Here is a 15,258-nt window from a genome sequence, read left to right as displayed (position 1 = left end):
CTGTAAGCATCCACTTTCCATTGGAAAGAGGGTCTTTTTTATGATAGAATATGAGCTACGGAGGATATATTATGTCTAAACAACGCTATGAAATCGAAGAAAAATACCAGTGGGATTTGACCACAATTTTCCCAACAGATGAGGCTTGGGAAGCTGAGTTGGAGGCTATCCAGGTAGAAACAGACAAGGCCAAGGTTTTTGCAGGTCACTTGCTGGATTCTGCTAAGAGTCTCTTGGAGATTAGCGAAACCCAGCTTGGACTTATGCGTCGACTTGAAAAGCTCTATGTCTATGCGTCCATGAAAAATGACCAAGACACTCGTGAAGGGAAGTACCAGGAATTTCAAGCTAAGGCTCTAAGCATTTACTCAGTTTTTTCTCAGACTTTTGCCTTCTATGAGCCAGAATTTATGGCCATTACCGAAGAGCAGTTGGAAGCCTTTAAAGCAGAAGAACCAGCCCTTGTTCAGTACAGCCACCAGTTTGAAAAACTCTTGTCAGCCAAGGACCACATCTTGTCACAAGAAGTGGAAGAAGTCCTTGCGGCGACCAGCGAGATTTTTGAAGCACCATCTGAAACCTTCTCTGTTTTGGATAATGCCAGCCTGCGTTTCCCAGAAATCGCTGATGAAGATGGTCACTTGGTACCACTTTCTCACGGCAACTACATCCACTTTATGGAATCACAGAACCGTGAAGTGCGTCAAGAAGCCTACGAGGCTCTGTACGAAACCTACGAGCAGTTCCAGCATACTTACGCCAAGACCCTTCAGTCTAACGTTAAGGTCAATAACCTGAAAGCTCGTTTGCGCAAGTACGACTCTGCCCGCCACGCAGCCCTTTCAGCCAACTTCATCCCAGAGTCCGTATACGATACATTAGTGTCAGCAGTCAACAAGCACCTCCCGCTCTTGCACCGCTACATCAATTTGCGTAAGAAACTCTTGGGAATCGATGATCTTAAGATGTACGATATGTACACACCGCTTTCTAGCACAGATACAAAAGTCACTTATGAAGAAGCCTTGGCTACCTGTGCGGACACCTTGAACATCTTTGGTGATGAGTACGCGGCCATTGTTAAAGAAGCCTTTGAAAACCGCTGGATTGATGTCCATGTCAACGAAGGCAAGCGTTCAGGAGCTTATTCAGGTGGTGCTTATGACACCAACGCCTTCATGCTCCTCAACTGGCAGGACAATTTGGACAATATGTACACCCTCATTCACGAAACAGGGCATTCGCTTCATTCTATGTTGACTCGTCAGAACCAGCCTTATGTCTATGGTCACTATTCTATCTTCTTGGCGGAGATTGCTTCGACTACCAACGAAAATCTCTTGACAGAGAAGCTCTTGGCAGAAGTAGAAGACGACAAGACCCGCTTTGCCATTCTCAACCACTACCTCGACGGCTTCCGTGGAACTGTCTTCCGTCAAACCCAGTTTGCAGAGTTTGAGCAGGCTATTTACAAAGCAGACCAAGAAGGTCAGGTCTTGACAGCAGACTTCCTCAACCAACTTTACGGGGAACTTAACGAGAAGTATTACGGCTTGTCTGCGGAAGAAAATCCACTGATTCAGTATGAGTGGGCTCGTATTCCACATTTCTATTACAATTTCTATGTTTACCAATATTCAACTGGCTTTGCGGCAGCCTCTGCTTTGGCAGACAAGATTGTCAATGGTAGCCCAGAGGACAAGGAAAACTACCTCAACTACCTCAAGGCTGGTAGCTCTGATTATCCACTCAATGTCATCGCAAAAGCTGGCGTGGATATGACCAAGGAAGACTATCTCAACGATGCCTTCAAGGTCTTTGAAGCCCGCCTGACAGAGTTGGAAGCTCTCGTTGAGAAAGGTGTTCATAAATGAACAATATCAAGAATAGGATTGAATATAGAAAGGGTCAAACATCCATTATCTGGATATTGATTTACGCTACTATTGTAACAATCTTCTTCTTGTTTTTGACACAACCGGACTTAAGCAGCAGTAGTACTTCTACTTCAACAGACCTATCGACTACCCGTGAGCAATACATACTCGATGCTGAACCAATGACGATTGACAGGGTAAGAATCATTTCTCCAAAAATGGAAAATGAAACGGATGCAGAGTATCAAGAGCGTTTACAAGAGATTGTCGATGCGGTCAATTTGAGAATGGAAGAGAGAAAATCCAGTATCAGACGACAAGCCGAGACGGTGCAGACTCAAAATAATGAGTTTATATCTCCCATTTTAATAGCTATTTGGGGAATTACCTCTGCTTTTGTTATAGCAGCCCTTATCAGTAACTATGTGAAATCTCGCCAACCTATTGCAGTAGTGATGACTGAGGAATATATTGAGTTAAAGGCTGGGATGTTTCGTGAAGAACATCGTCTCTACTGGAACGAAATTGCAGCTATAGAATACAGTATTAGGCATCAACGTCATTCGAATTCGGGGAGCTATACTACACGGAGATACTTATATTTTAAAGATTTTAATGATACGATTTTGGATAAAATCAATATAAATAGCTTGGAAATTTCTGATTTCAATAGTATCCATCGTGATATTAGCAGTTTGGTTCCAGATTTGAATTGGATTTATCCCTAATCTTTTGAAATTGGAAGCTCTTGTTGAGAAAGGAGTACATCTCTAATATGATTTCCTACAAACGCTCGATTGTAATACCTATGGTTATTAGCGCGGTATTTATCTTAATTGGTATGGGCTTAATTTTTAAGCCAGAACCTGCTATTCTATCAGGATTGTGCTACATGCTGCTAGCTCTTCCTTCTGCCTTCTATGCTTTTTTGTGGCGGAAACAAGGGCAAGTCTTTGTCCTCAATCAGCAGTGTTTAGAGTATAAAAACAAACTTTGGGGAGATAGAATAAGCATTCCAGTTGCAGAAATTGGGAAAATTCACTATGAGATTGTCTACATTTACCGGGATATTTACTCAAAACGGATGCGTATTGTAGGAAGAACAGGAACTTTTTTAGCTGAGGTGAAAATTGATAATCTTTCGGGAGCTGATTTCAATGACATTTATCAATACCTCAACCCGTTTGCACCCCATATCATGTGGGAATTTCCAAAATAAAAAATAAAGATGAATAGGAGGCAGTATGCTGACAGAAGAAAATTTACAGGATATTTTTGAGATTGCAGACCTACTATCAAATGGTGATAGGGAATTATTTATCCAATTAAAAGAATGTGTCTTTGCTAGCGATCCCAATCATATTTTAGATTTGCTTGAAGGTATTTTATCACCTGAAGCGTTCGATGCATTCTTAGATTGTGTGGGCGAGGTAGAAAAGGATAACCTATTGCTTATCCTGTCCGTCCTTCTAGTGCATAACCAGTACCTTTGTATTCGACCGCGCAAGGATTTATTAGCCGATTTTATAGCGGCTTTTGACCGCCTACAAGCAGTCCGTAATGCTGGGATCTTGTTAAAATTAGATGCGGCTGGCTTGGAGGAAACTGGCAATGTGCCAGACTGGGCTGCGGTAGTTGATGAAAAATATGCTAGTGAACAATTTTGTTTGGCTGCTGTCGAGATGAATGCAGACCAGTACCATCTGTTATTCGGTAAAGTAGCTACCATTAAACGTGTACAGCAACTCTTTGCTAATCTAGGCTATCGCCTGGACTATGCAAAAAATATGTAAGTAAAGGCAGGAGAAATCCTGTCTTTTAGTATATAAGAGAAGAAATTGTTGGTGACTTGTGTTATAATTGTCCCTATGGTTGAATCATATTCTAAAAACGCAAATCACAATATGCGCCGTCCTGTTGTCAAGGAAGAAATTGTGGACTTTATGCGAACACGTCAGGCGCAAACTACAGGTTTTTTAAAGGAATTAGAGGACTTTGCCCGTCAGGAAAATATTCCCGTCATCCCTCATGAAACAGTAGCTTATTTCCGTTTGCTCATGCAAACTCTACAGCCAGAGCGTATTTTGGAAATCGGGACTGCTATTGGATTTTCTGCTCTTTTGATGGCCGAGAATAGTCCGCATTCGCAGATTACTACCATCGACCGCAATGAAGAAATGATTGGTTTTGCCAAGGAAAATTTCGCCAAGTTCGATAGTCGCAAGCAAATTGAATTGTTAGAAGGTGAGGCGATGGATTTACTGCCGGATCTGCCTGATGATAGCTATGACTTTGTTTTTATGGACTCGGCCAAGTCCAAATATATCGTATTTTTACCAGAGGTCTTGAAAAAGGTCAAGGTCGGTGGCTTGGTTGTTTTGGATGATATTTTTCAAGGCGGTGATGTTGCTAAAGACATCATGGAAGTTCGCCGTGGTCAGCGAACGATTTACCGTGGTTTGCAACGCTTGTTTGATGCGACCCTAGATAATCCTGATTTAACAGCCAGTTTGATTTCTATAAGCGATGGCCTGCTCATGTTGCGAAAAAATGTGGCCAATGTTGACCTAAAGCTTGAAGAAAATTAAGCCCTTTTTAAGAATTTATGGTATAATGAAAGGGTTAATGAAGAAAAGGAGAGATTTTCTAAATGAAGAAAACAAAAAAAATTCTTGCAGGTGCAGTAACCCTCCTTGCAACTGTGACGCTTGCGGCGTGCTCAAGCTCAGCAGATAAAGACATTATTACAATGAAAGGCAATGCTATCTCTGTATCAGAGTTCTATGAGCAGGTTAAAACCAATGCCCAAGCTCAACAGGTTTTGCTTTCTATGGTTATCAGCCATGTCTTTGAAGAGCAGTATGGAGATAAGGTATCTGAAACTGAGGTCAACGAAGCCTATGAAAAAATGGCTGAGCAGTATGGAGATTCATTTGCAACTGCCCTTGCTTCAGCAGGTTTGACGACGGATACCTACAAGGAGCAAATCCGTACCAACAAATTGGTCGAGTATGCTGTGAAACAGGCTGCAGAAAAAGAATTGACCGATGAAAACTATAAAGCTGCTTATGAAGCTTACACTCCGGAAGTGACTGCCCGTATCATCAAACTAGATGATGAGGCTAAAGCTAAGGAAGTCCTAGCAGCTGCTCAAGCTGAAGGTGCTGACTTCGCTCAGTTGGCTAAGGATAATTCAACAGATACTGCAACCAAGGAAAACGGTGGAGAAGTCAAGTTTGATTCTACCTCTACAACGGTTCCGACTGAAGTTCAATCAGCGGTATTTGCTTTAAATGCTGGTCAAGTAGGTGCATCTGTAGTAACAGTTGTAGATATGACAACTTACACAACAAGCTATTATGTTGTTAAACTAGAAGCAAAATCTGAAAAATCAGCTAATTGGGAAGATTACAAGGACAAACTTAAGGAAATTATCGTTGCACAAAAACAAAACGATGCAAGCTTTGTAGCAACTGTCTTGAAAGAAGCTCTTTCAAAAGCTAATGTTAAGATTAAAGATGCTGCCTTCCAAAACCTTCTTTCACAATATGTAGCGACTGAGGAAAGCAGTTCTTCAACGGATGCTTCAACTTCTACGGCTGAAAGCTCATCATCAACTGAGTCTTCAAGTTCTTCAGGTCAATAAGAACCCACAATATTAAGAATAGATACTCGAACCCTTAGTTCAGAAAATTGGCGGTCGCTGCGAGCCATCTAAGCCGAGTATCTTGCTACTTAATAGAATAAAACAATTGAATATAAAATGAGAATGACAAGTCATTGAATGAAGGTGGTACCGCGGTTTTTCGCCCTTCGTTTGGTTTCTTGTCATTTTTTTGGAGGAAATCATGAAGCAATTTCAGGTCAAACAACGTTTTATTTTGGGCGGTGAAAAATTTGATATTCATGATAGTCATGGACAGCTTGCTTATCAGGTAGAGGGCACCTTCTTTGAAATTCCCAAGCGGTTTACGGTGACCAATGCCAGAGGTGGAGAAGTTTGTCGGATTACCAAGAAATTTTTGACCTTCCTACCCCAATTTACCATTGATATGGCGGATGGACATTCTTTCTACTTGCAAAAAGAATATACCTTTTTCAAGGACCGCTATAGCGTGGAAAATCTAGGCTTGATCCTAGAAGGCAATATCTGGGATTTAGATTTTCAACTGAAAAAACCTGATGGTCAGCTAGTAGCTGAAATCTCCAAAGAACTCTTTCATCTGACTTCTCGTTACTCGGTAACGGTTTTAGAGGATGACTATGCAGACTTGGTCATTTCTCTAGTGGTCGCAATCGACTACGTTGAAATGATGGAAGATGCATCGAGTTAACCCTAACATAAAATTTTTAAAATTGGTTTAGTTGGCTAGCTTGCTAAATTGAACCAGTCTAATAAAAACGAAAGGAAAGGGCATCGAGTTTAATCTGAATTGAACTCGGGCTAGGGACTTTCCCCTAAATTATCAAATATGAAAGGAAATGTTTAATTTAACTGTTTCGTTAAATTGAACCCGCCCGGAAGGCTTCTTTCTAACAATAACTTCTCAAAATATCTAAAAGAAAGGCAAGGGTATCGAGTTTATTCTGAACTGAACTCGGGCTACGGACTTTGTCAAAAAGAGAAACGCTTCCTAGACGCAAGCGTCTTTGTCAGGTTTCCTATTTTGACGGTGTCCGTTTAACGCCCTTAGTATCTTAAATTTATGAAACAATTATCATCTGCTCAAATTCGTCAAATGTGGTTGGATTTCTGGAAATCAAAGGGTCACTCTGTTGAGCCTTCTGCAAACCTTGTACCTGTCAACGATCCGACACTTCTTTGGATCAACTCTGGTGTGGCAACACTTAAAAAATATTTTGATGGATCTGTTATTCCTGAAAACCCACGGATTACAAACGCTCAAAAATCGATTCGTACCAACGATATTGAAAACGTTGGTAAGACAGCCCGCCACCACACCATGTTTGAAATGCTTGGTAACTTCTCTATCGGAGATTACTTCCGTGATGAAGCAATCGAGTGGGGCTTTGAGCTCTTGACCAGCCCAGAATGGTTTGCCTTTCCAAAAGACAAGCTTTACATGACCTATTATCCAGACGATGTGGATTCTTACAACCGCTGGATTGCTCTTGGGGTTGAGCCAAGCCATCTCATTCCGCTTGAAGATAACTTCTGGGAAATTGGTGCAGGTCCTTCTGGTCCAGATACGGAAATTTTCTTTGACCGTGGCACAGATTTTGACCCTGAAAACATCGGTATTCGTTTGCTAGAAGAAGACATTGAAAACGACCGTTATATCGAGATTTGGAACATCGTATTGTCACAATTCAACGCTGATCCTGCTGTTCCGCGTTCAGAGTACAAGGAATTGCCAAACAAAAACATCGATACGGGTGCAGGCTTGGAGCGTTTGGCAGCCATTTTCCAAGGGGCTAAGACAAACTTTGAAACAGACCTCTTCTTGCCAATCATTCGTGAAGTTGAGAAGATTTCTGGTAAGACCTATGACCAAGACGGCGATAACATGAGCTTCAAGGTCATCGCAGACCATATCCGTGCTTTGTCATTTGCCATCGGTGATGGTGCCCTTCCAGGAAATGAAGGACGTGGCTATGTTCTTCGTCGCTTGCTCCGTCGTGCTGTCATGCACGGTCGCCGTTTGGGTATCACCGAGCCATTCTTGTACAAGTTGGTGGAAACGGTCGGCGCTATCATGGAAAGCTACTACCCAGAAGTGCTTGAAAAACGTGACTTTATCGAGAAAATCGTTAAACGTGAGGAAGAAACCTTTGCTCGCACCATTGACGCTGGTAGCGGTCACTTGGATCAATTGTTGGCTGAATTGAAAGCGGCTGGTAAGGATACTCTTGAAGGTAAGGATATCTTCAAACTCTACGATACCTATGGTTTCCCTGTGGAATTGACCGAGGAATTGGCTGAAGATGCGGGTTATAAGATTGACCATGAAGGCTTCAAGGCTGCCATGAAAGAACAGCAGGACCGTGCGCGTGCTGCCGTTGTTAAAGGTGGCTCAATGGGTATGCAAAATGAAACTCTGGCAGGTATTACCGAAAGCTCAACTTTTGTCTATGGTCAAACTAGCCTAGATGCTAAATTGGAAGTGATTATCGCGGACAATGAGCGGACAGAAGCGGTGTCAGAAGGTCAAGCCCTTCTTGTCTTTGACCAAACACCATTCTACGCTGAAATGGGTGGACAGGTTGCCGATCGTGGTGTCATTAAAAATGCTTCAGGTGATGTCGTTGCGACAGTTGTGGATGTGCAGAAAGCACCGAATGGTCAGCCATTGCACACTGTAGAACTCTCTGCCAGCATTTCGCTTGGTCAAACTTACACACTTGAAATCGACACAAATCGTCGTCGTGGTGTTGAGAAGAACCACACAGCAACTCACTTGCTCCATGCTGCCCTTCACAATGTCATCGGTGAGCATGCAACTCAGGCTGGTTCCTTGAACGAGGAAGGATTCCTCCGCTTTGACTTCACACACTTTGAAGCGGTGACAGCTGATGAACTTCGTCGTATTGAAAATGAAGTCAATGAAAAAATCTGGGAAGCCTTGGATATTGTCACAGTTGAAACGGATGTGGATACGGCTAAAGAAATGGGTGCCATGGCTCTCTTTGGTGAGAAGTATGGCAAAGTGGTCCGTGTGGTTACAATCGGTGACTATTCTATCGAGCTTTGTGGTGGTACCCACGTTGGCAATACAGCTGAAATCGGTCTATTCAAGATTGTCAAAGAAGAGGGAATCGGTTCAGGTACCCGCCGTATTTTAGCGGTGACAGGCAAGGAAGCTTTCCTAGCTCTTCGTGACCGCGAGGATGCTCTCAAAGCTGTTGCGCAGACCCTTAAAGTGCCACAAATCGACCAAGTGCCGACAAAAGTGGAGGCACTGGCTGCGGAGCTCCGCGATTTGCAAAAAGAAAACGCTAGTCTGAAAGAAAAGGCAGCGGCAGCAGCTGCTGGAGATGTCTTCAAAGATGTTAAAGAGGCAAATGGTGTCCGCTACATTGCTAGCCAGGTCCAAGTTTCAGATGCAGGTGCTCTCCGTACCTTCGCTGATAACTGGAAGCAGAAAGACTACTCTGATGTCTTGGTGTTGGTTGCGGCCATCGGCGACAAGGTCAATGTCCTTGTGGCAAGCAAGTCAGGCGATGTCCATGCAGGAAACCTCATCAAAGTCCTTGCGCCAATCGTAGCAGGTCGTGGTGGTGGTAAGCCGGATATGGCCATGGCAGGTGGTAGCGATGCGTCTGCTATCCAAAAGCTCTTGAACAGCGTTGCTGAAAATTTGTAATTTAACAAATGAACTCTTTTATCCTCTGGATGAAGGAGTTTTTTTGTATGTTATTCTAGTCATTTTGACAACATTCATAAACTTTTTGACAAAAATTATTATTTTTTTGACAAAGATACTTGTCAAAAAGAAAAAGAAGTGTTACAATGATATCAAGATAAAAGATGAAAGCGAATTCATCAGGTAAATAAACAGAAAGCAGGAAGCAAATATGAAAAAGATAAACAATAGTGACATTACACGTTTTGTACAACTTATGGCGATCATCTATCTAGTTTTTGTCCTGCTGGCTGACATCATGAAGTGGCAGCAGTTGGATAATACCCATGTCGTTCTTGCCATTTGCACTATCGCAGTGACAGATGAGCGCTTGTGGAAACTAGCTGGCAGAAAAGAGCAGAAGGAAGAAGATTAAAATTAGTCGAGAGTAAGTGGTGGAAAGTTATGAAAAACAATAACAATAAAAAAGGAATTTTGATTACAGGAACAAGCGTTGTGCGAGGAGTGCAGGTTCTAGTTGCACTATATTTGATTTATAGTTTAGTTAAAAACATCGTATTTGGTCGGGAGATAGATACCATGATACTCTTGATGATGATGAATTCTCTCCTTCTTTTAGAAGTCACTCTCAGCGAGGAAAAGAAGAAAAATGAGCAAGACAATTAAAAATGGAATGAAAGTAGTCCTATTGTTTTTCGCGCTCTTCTTGATAAATATTTTGGTGTTTAAAGTTCTAGCATTGCTGGGATTTGACCTTAGTTTGAACGAAGAGAGTTATTTAATTCCACCATTGATGGCGACACTTTTGCTCTATTTAAAACATGTTAATCCCAAGAAATAGTGACAAAAGCTAGGAAAAGATAGGAGAAACTTTATGAAACGATACATTTCAGCAGATATGGCAGCGATTATGATTACAGGAGCCTGTATTGTCGGCTTACTGATTGGAGTTGCTCTAGGACTATATAGTTCAGTATAGCTTGTAGGAAAATGAAGGAGTAGAAAAATGGAAGCGAAAAAGAAATTATATGAAGTCAATATCATGGAAAATAAGAAGTTTGTGTGGGGATTGAATATTCTTTCGACTGTTCTAATTTTCCCATTTGCTCATCTATTCGGTAAGTTAGCCTTTTCCTTGTTGGCTAATGTAGAACAAAATTTGCCACTTACCTTACCAGAGTTATGGATAGGAATGGTTCTATTTCCTCTTTTGATAGTTGTGCATGAAGCGATTCACGGTATCTTCTTCAAGGTTTTTTGTCCTGAAAATCCTGTCAAATACGGGATAAAATGGAAGTCCGGTATGGCCTATGCTACCAGTCCAGGTTCCCTCTACAATCGGATGCAAATGCTGGTGATTTCCCTGGCTCCCTTTGTCGTGATTAGTCTAGGCTTGACAATACTAGCGAGCTTAGGGGGAATGGACGTATCTCTTTATCTGATGGTAGCTACCATGCATGCGGCTGCTTGTGCTGGTGATTTCTACTATACCTATCTCTTATTGGTCAAGTTTGCTAAGGGGAATATAGCAGTTGAAGATACAGAAACAGGCTTGATTATCTACCAAGCCTAGAAAGGAAATATCATGGAATATGTCTTAAAAAATCGGCTCAAGGAGTTGCGGGCACGGGATAGCCTCAACCAGACTGAGTTGGCAAAATTAGCAGAAGTATCACGGCAGACCATTAGCTTGATTGAGCGGGGCGAATATACGCCCTCGGTGGTCATTGCCATGCGAATTGCTCAAATTTTTAACGAAAATGTAGAGAATGTCTTTCAATTAGTGGAGGTAGGAGATTGAAACAGGGGAAACAATTAACGACAAAACAAAGATGGGTGAGGAATCTTATCTATTTACTTTCAGGAGCTATCTTTGGCGCATTTTGTGGCTTTTTTGGAGTATTGATTTCTAAGTTTGGATTACCGTCTTTTGTTACCCTAGATAACTTCTTGTTTTGTTTGCGTATCATTACTTTTGTAATTTTCGCTGGAACCGTATATTTTGGTCTTAAGGCTAATCAAACTCATAAACTTTACCATTCTATTTCAGATGAGGATGAGGAACGGGCAGATGAACTAAATATGAAAATGTATCGTAACCTAGAATATGCGATTATAATGTTTAATGTTGCTGCGTCATTGACACTTTTAAATTTAGGATTAGGTTTTGGTGTTGCCTTCTTAGAAGAAAGTGCAATTATGTACGGGTCAATATTTGATCTAGTTTTCTATGTTGTTCTTCTCGTTGCACAGATTTTTATCATGAAATTAACTCAGAAAATTCGTGACTATCAGTTGTCTGCTTTTGCTACTGTAAAAGAAATGAAGGATTTTATGGAGGCAATGGACGAAGGTGAGAAACAAGCAAACTACGAAATGAGTTTCCAAATCGTCTTCACTTTAAATCAAATCGTGTTACCAGGTTTGTATCTATTCCTATTTGTACTTAGCATGCTATTGCAGGAGCGACAAATAATGGCCTTTCTAGTAGTGGCATTTTTACATATTTACATCAATGTCATGCAGGTTCGCATGGTCCGTCGTTATTTTAAATAAGAATTTTTGAAAGATTTTGAGGTGATAGCTATGAAAAAGGAAAATCTACACATTCGAGCAATTCGTTATTTCTATGATATCGTTGGTGAGTTAGACGAGATGTCTTATGCGACCTTGACCAATTTCGGCAACAATATGTATATGCTCTTTATGACAGTGACACTGCTGAGCTTCCTAGTTAGCTTTGCGCTGGGAGAAGATGTCATGGGAATCAGCCTCTTCTTGACATTGGTATATTCTCAGGTCAAGCAAGAGGCCACTATTAAACGGCTGGGCTTGGATAAATTGTTTGTTGCCAAGGCTGATGTAAAAATGGCTCGGAAGAAAATGATGAAACGAACTCTGTTTCAAACTCTACAGATTGCTGTCTACAGTCTGCTAGTTAGTATTGGCCTCTGGCAGTTACAAATTCCACAGGAAAGTGGAACATCTGCAGCAGAGTATTTCCAGTTTGTCACTCCCATGACAGTTGTTCTTCTGACCTTAGTAGGATTTGTTAGTTTCTACTTTGCCAATCGTAAGAAAATCACATTCATTTAATGTAAATGGAGGTATCAACAATGAAAGTCTTTAAGAAAATTTATCTTGCTTCATTTATCGGTCTTGGCTTGTACGCAGTTGGCTATGTTTTCGGTGAATGGCTGGCTACTGGGCAGATTGATTTGTCAAATCTGAATATCCTTCTGCCGATGGTTTTGGGCTTGCCTGCTCTGCTATTGATCGAAAAAGAAAGTAAAAAAAACTGACTTAGTGTATGTAAAGGAGATTTCTATGAATAGACTTGGAAATGTCAAAGATTGGAATGTGGTAAAAAACTGGAAATTTCTCTTAGTGGGATTGATTGTCGTTGCACTGAATGTATTGACCCAGATGGCCATGTTTGCCCTACCAAATTTTGACGGGGCTAACCTACTGATTGCTGCAACTCTCTTATTGTTTGCCGTGGTAGTCGGTCTTGTTTTGACAAGTAAAATTGGTCTATGGAAGAGCGAGCAGAAGTGGGGAATGTTAAAGAATATTGGTTTTGTTGTCCTTGCTTTTATCGTCATGTTTGGTCTGAAAATAATCGGTGGACAATTGATTATGCTGGAAGAGGGATATGGTCAAACGACTGCTAATCAGGAAGTCATCAATAACTCTGGTCTGCCAGCCTTGCTCTTGTTTCTCTTTGCTGTACTTTTTGCTCCAGTTCTTGAAGAATTGATTTTCCGTGGCATTCTCATGGGGAAAGTCTTTGGTAAGGATTCGAATGTTGGATTGTTGCTATCAAGTTTTCTATTTGGACTCATTCACAATCCGACCAATATCGGATCTTGGGTTGTCTATGGAGGCATGGGTCTGGTTTTAGGTCTAGTCTATCGTATTTCAGGTAACTATTCCAATGCACTCATCTTACACAGTCTCAATAATCTTCTCGGATTTTTGCTCATGCTAGTCATGAAAAGCCTGGGTTTGATTTAGGAGGTGAAAATGGAACTATTTTTATGGATAGCCTTTGCTTATTTATTGTTCACTTACCTGTCAGATAGGAAAAAGGTGAAGCAGTTGCAAAGTAAGGTAAATAAACTACAAAAAGGTCTAAAAGGAGAAAATCAGATGTCTGTTTTATTAAAAGAATTGGTCGGAAGTAAAGCCAAAATCCGTTTCGATGAGGAATTTATGACTATTTACGAATACAGCATTTTAGCTGTGGATGAAGATTGGGTCAAAATTTCCCGTGAATTAGCGACAGGAGAGATGGAAACCAAGTTGGTTCGGGTCGATAACATTGTTGACGTGACTGTTTTATAATAAGGAGGAATACATCATGAAGAATTTTTTTAAACATACTGGTTTATTATTAGCCTATTACATTGCCTATCAATTCGGATCCCAGTTCCTCCAGTTACCATGGGCTACTGAGCAGGTAGAGGGTATTCCAGCTAGTGCTGCAGAAGGTTTATATTGGTTTGGACTGATTGTGGGTCTGCCCTTGTTACTTGGTTTTTCCTACCTGCTTTGGAAAGTCTTGTACCCAAGAAAAACAATGAACCTGACGCTAGATAAGCCTTGGCTGAAACGGATTGCCTATCCGCTGTTAGCCTATCTTGCATTCTTCATTCTCCAATTTCTCCTACCAGTTCCTGAATCAGATAATCAGAAAAATGCAGTTGCCTTTATCCAGTCTGCACCTATTCACTCCTTTTTCCTGGTGGTCATTTTTGCAGGTATCTTTGAAGAATTGATTTTCCGTGGTTTCTTGGCAACCTATTTCTTCCCTAAATTATCCGATGTAAAATCTGTCTTGCTCTACGGCCTAGTTTCAGGAACCTTGTTTAGTTTTGTGCATGGTCCAGCAACCCTTCCACAATTTTTGATTTATTTCACAATGGGAGTAATCTTTGCATGGATCTATTTGGTGAAACAAGATATCCGTTATCCAATGGCCCTACACATGCTCAACAATGGCATTTCCTATTTTATGATTGTGTTTTTAGTATAAAAAGAAAGCAGCTCAAGGAACTGCTTTTTTTGATTATAATCCGTACAAGTAATCATCGTCCTGCATGGCTTCAACTTCACCGAGTAGATATCCGTTACCAACTTGTGAGAAGAAGTCGTGGTTAGATGTACCAGTTGAAATACCGTTCATGATGATTGGGTTGACATCATCCGCTGAGTCAGGGAAGAGCGGGTCTTGTCCCAAGTTCATGAGAGCCTTGTTGGCATTGTAACGAAGGAAAGTTAAGACTTCCTCGGTCCAGCCGACTGCGTCATAAAGGGAGCGTGTGTAACCTTCTTCATTTTCGTAAAGTTGGTAGAGAAGGTCATACATCCAGTCACGAAGTTTGTCCTGTTCTTCCTCGGACAATTCATTGAAACCAAGCTGGAACTTGTAGCCAATGTAGGTACCGTGAACAGATTCGTCACGGATGATCAGCTTGATGATTTCTGCAACGTTGGCCAGTTTGTTGTTACCAAGGTAGTAGAGTGGCGTGAAGAAACCAGAGTAGAAGAGGAAGGTTTCTAGGAATACGCTGGCTACCTTCTTCTCAAGTGGGGTACCAGTTTCGTAGATTTCGTTGATAATCTTTGCCTTGCGTTGCAAGTATTCGTTGCTGTTGGTCCATTCAAAGATGTCTTCAATCTCAGACTTGGTGTTCAAGGTTGAGAAGATAGAAGAGTAGGATTTGGCGTGAACAGACTCCATGAATTGGATGTTGTTGTAAACAGCTTCTTCATGAGGTGTACGAATGTCATTGCGGAGGGCTTGGACCCCTGTTTCAGACTGAAGCGTATCCAAGAGGGTCAATCCACCGAAGACCTTACCAACCAAGTCTTTTTCTTCAGCAGTCAGTTTGCGCCAGTCATCCAAGTCGTTTGATAGGGGGATACGCGTATCGAGCCAGAATTGCTCAGTCAACTTTTCCCAAGTTGACTTGTCAATCACATCCTCAATTGCGTTCCAGTTTATGGCTTTGTAGTAGGTTGTCATAGTTTTCTCTTTCTTTTCTAGAAAT

General features: G+C 41.4%; 19 protein-coding genes. 18 read left to right on the top strand and 1 reads right to left on the bottom strand.

Annotated features, from left to right (window positions below; translation table 11 throughout):
* Window positions 1-71: 71 nt before the first annotated feature.
* The 18 genes from pepF (at window position 72) to PW252_RS07295 (ending at window position 14,240) form a co-directional block, all read left to right on the top strand.
* A complete protein-coding gene (pepF, locus tag PW252_RS07380; RefSeq protein WP_248049002.1) occupies window positions 72-1,874 on the top strand; it encodes an oligoendopeptidase F in 1,803 nt (600 codons plus the stop codon).
* Window positions 1,871-2,605: a hypothetical protein gene (locus PW252_RS07375; protein WP_248049000.1), complete on the top strand. Its 735-nt coding sequence runs from the start codon at window positions 1,871-1,873 to the stop codon at window positions 2,603-2,605. The genes pepF and PW252_RS07375 overlap by 4 nt, the downstream gene beginning before the upstream one ends.
* A 47-nt stretch (window positions 2,606-2,652) precedes the next feature.
* The gene (locus PW252_RS07370) at window positions 2,653-3,096 is read left to right on the top strand and encodes a hypothetical protein (RefSeq protein ID WP_248048998.1); all 444 of its coding nucleotides are present in this window, start codon (window positions 2,653-2,655) and stop codon (window positions 3,094-3,096) included.
* Window positions 3,097-3,121: 25 nt separating this feature from the next.
* Window positions 3,122-3,670 (top strand): DUF6630 family protein, encoded by a 549-nt coding sequence (locus PW252_RS07365; protein WP_248048996.1) that lies wholly within the window; start codon window positions 3,122-3,124, stop codon window positions 3,668-3,670.
* A 75-nt stretch (window positions 3,671-3,745) separates the two neighbouring features.
* Window positions 3,746-4,465: an O-methyltransferase gene (locus PW252_RS07360; RefSeq protein WP_248048994.1), complete on the top strand. Its 720-nt coding sequence runs from the start codon at window positions 3,746-3,748 to the stop codon at window positions 4,463-4,465.
* A gap of 62 nt (window positions 4,466-4,527) precedes the next feature.
* Window positions 4,528-5,523 carry a peptidylprolyl isomerase PrsA gene (gene prsA, locus PW252_RS07355; protein ID WP_248048992.1) on the top strand — a complete coding sequence of 332 codons (996 nt, stop codon included), beginning with the start codon at window positions 4,528-4,530 and terminating at the stop codon, window positions 5,521-5,523.
* A 202-nt stretch (window positions 5,524-5,725) separates the two neighbouring features.
* Complete coding sequence (locus PW252_RS07350) at window positions 5,726-6,211, top strand: LURP-one-related/scramblase family protein (RefSeq protein ID WP_248032382.1); 486 nt, start codon at window positions 5,726-5,728, stop codon at window positions 6,209-6,211.
* Window positions 6,212-6,583: 372 nt separating this feature from the next.
* A complete protein-coding gene (alaS, locus tag PW252_RS07345; protein WP_248048990.1) occupies window positions 6,584-9,202 on the top strand; it encodes an alanine--tRNA ligase in 2,619 nt (872 codons plus the stop codon).
* 211 nt (window positions 9,203-9,413) lie between these two features.
* Window positions 9,414-9,617 carry a hypothetical protein gene (locus PW252_RS07340; RefSeq protein WP_044677494.1) on the top strand — a complete coding sequence of 68 codons (204 nt, stop codon included), beginning with the start codon at window positions 9,414-9,416 and terminating at the stop codon, window positions 9,615-9,617.
* A 29-nt stretch (window positions 9,618-9,646) separates the two neighbouring features.
* On the top strand, window positions 9,647-9,868 hold the full coding sequence (locus PW252_RS07335) for a hypothetical protein (protein WP_105118024.1): 222 nt from the start codon (window positions 9,647-9,649) through the stop codon (window positions 9,866-9,868).
* Window positions 9,869-10,208: 340 nt separating this feature from the next.
* Window positions 10,209-10,775 (top strand): DUF3267 domain-containing protein, encoded by a 567-nt coding sequence (locus PW252_RS07330; protein WP_248048988.1) that lies wholly within the window; start codon window positions 10,209-10,211, stop codon window positions 10,773-10,775.
* Window positions 10,776-10,787: 12 nt separating this feature from the next.
* Window positions 10,788-11,003: a helix-turn-helix transcriptional regulator gene (locus PW252_RS07325; protein WP_248048986.1), complete on the top strand. Its 216-nt coding sequence runs from the start codon at window positions 10,788-10,790 to the stop codon at window positions 11,001-11,003.
* Window positions 11,000-11,758, top strand: a complete 759-nt coding sequence (locus PW252_RS07320; RefSeq protein WP_248048984.1) for a DUF3169 family protein — start codon at window positions 11,000-11,002, stop codon at window positions 11,756-11,758. Before PW252_RS07325 ends, PW252_RS07320 begins: the two co-directional genes overlap by 4 nt.
* A gap of 30 nt (window positions 11,759-11,788) precedes the next feature.
* Window positions 11,789-12,298 (top strand): DUF3278 domain-containing protein, encoded by a 510-nt coding sequence (locus tag PW252_RS07315; RefSeq protein WP_248048982.1) that lies wholly within the window; start codon window positions 11,789-11,791, stop codon window positions 12,296-12,298.
* A gap of 20 nt (window positions 12,299-12,318) precedes the next feature.
* A complete protein-coding gene (locus PW252_RS07310; RefSeq protein ID WP_248048980.1) occupies window positions 12,319-12,504 on the top strand; it encodes a hypothetical protein in 186 nt (61 codons plus the stop codon).
* 25 nt (window positions 12,505-12,529) lie between these two features.
* The gene (locus tag PW252_RS07305) at window positions 12,530-13,219 is read left to right on the top strand and encodes a CPBP family intramembrane glutamic endopeptidase (RefSeq protein ID WP_248048978.1); all 690 of its coding nucleotides are present in this window, start codon (window positions 12,530-12,532) and stop codon (window positions 13,217-13,219) included.
* A 9-nt stretch (window positions 13,220-13,228) separates the two neighbouring features.
* Window positions 13,229-13,549 (top strand): hypothetical protein, encoded by a 321-nt coding sequence (locus tag PW252_RS07300; RefSeq protein ID WP_248048976.1) that lies wholly within the window; start codon window positions 13,229-13,231, stop codon window positions 13,547-13,549.
* Window positions 13,550-13,565: 16 nt separating this feature from the next.
* Entirely contained in the window at window positions 13,566-14,240 is a 675-nt protein-coding gene (locus tag PW252_RS07295; RefSeq protein WP_248048974.1) for a CPBP family intramembrane glutamic endopeptidase, read from the top strand.
* Between the two features lie 33 nt (window positions 14,241-14,273).
* Here PW252_RS07295 and nrdF read toward each other — a convergent pair whose 3' ends face one another.
* Window positions 14,274-15,233 carry a class 1b ribonucleoside-diphosphate reductase subunit beta gene (gene nrdF, locus PW252_RS07290; protein WP_248048972.1) on the bottom strand — a complete coding sequence of 320 codons (960 nt, stop codon included), beginning with the start codon at window positions 15,231-15,233 and terminating at the stop codon, window positions 14,274-14,276.
* Window positions 15,234-15,258: the final 25 nt, after the last annotated feature.

Source organism: Streptococcus sp. 29887 (genome assembly GCF_032595075.1).
GTDB lineage: Bacteria > Bacillota > Bacilli > Lactobacillales > Streptococcaceae > Streptococcus > Streptococcus iners.
The sequence above is the reverse complement of the archived record's forward strand: the minus strand, read 5'-3'. Positions and strand labels throughout refer to the sequence as shown.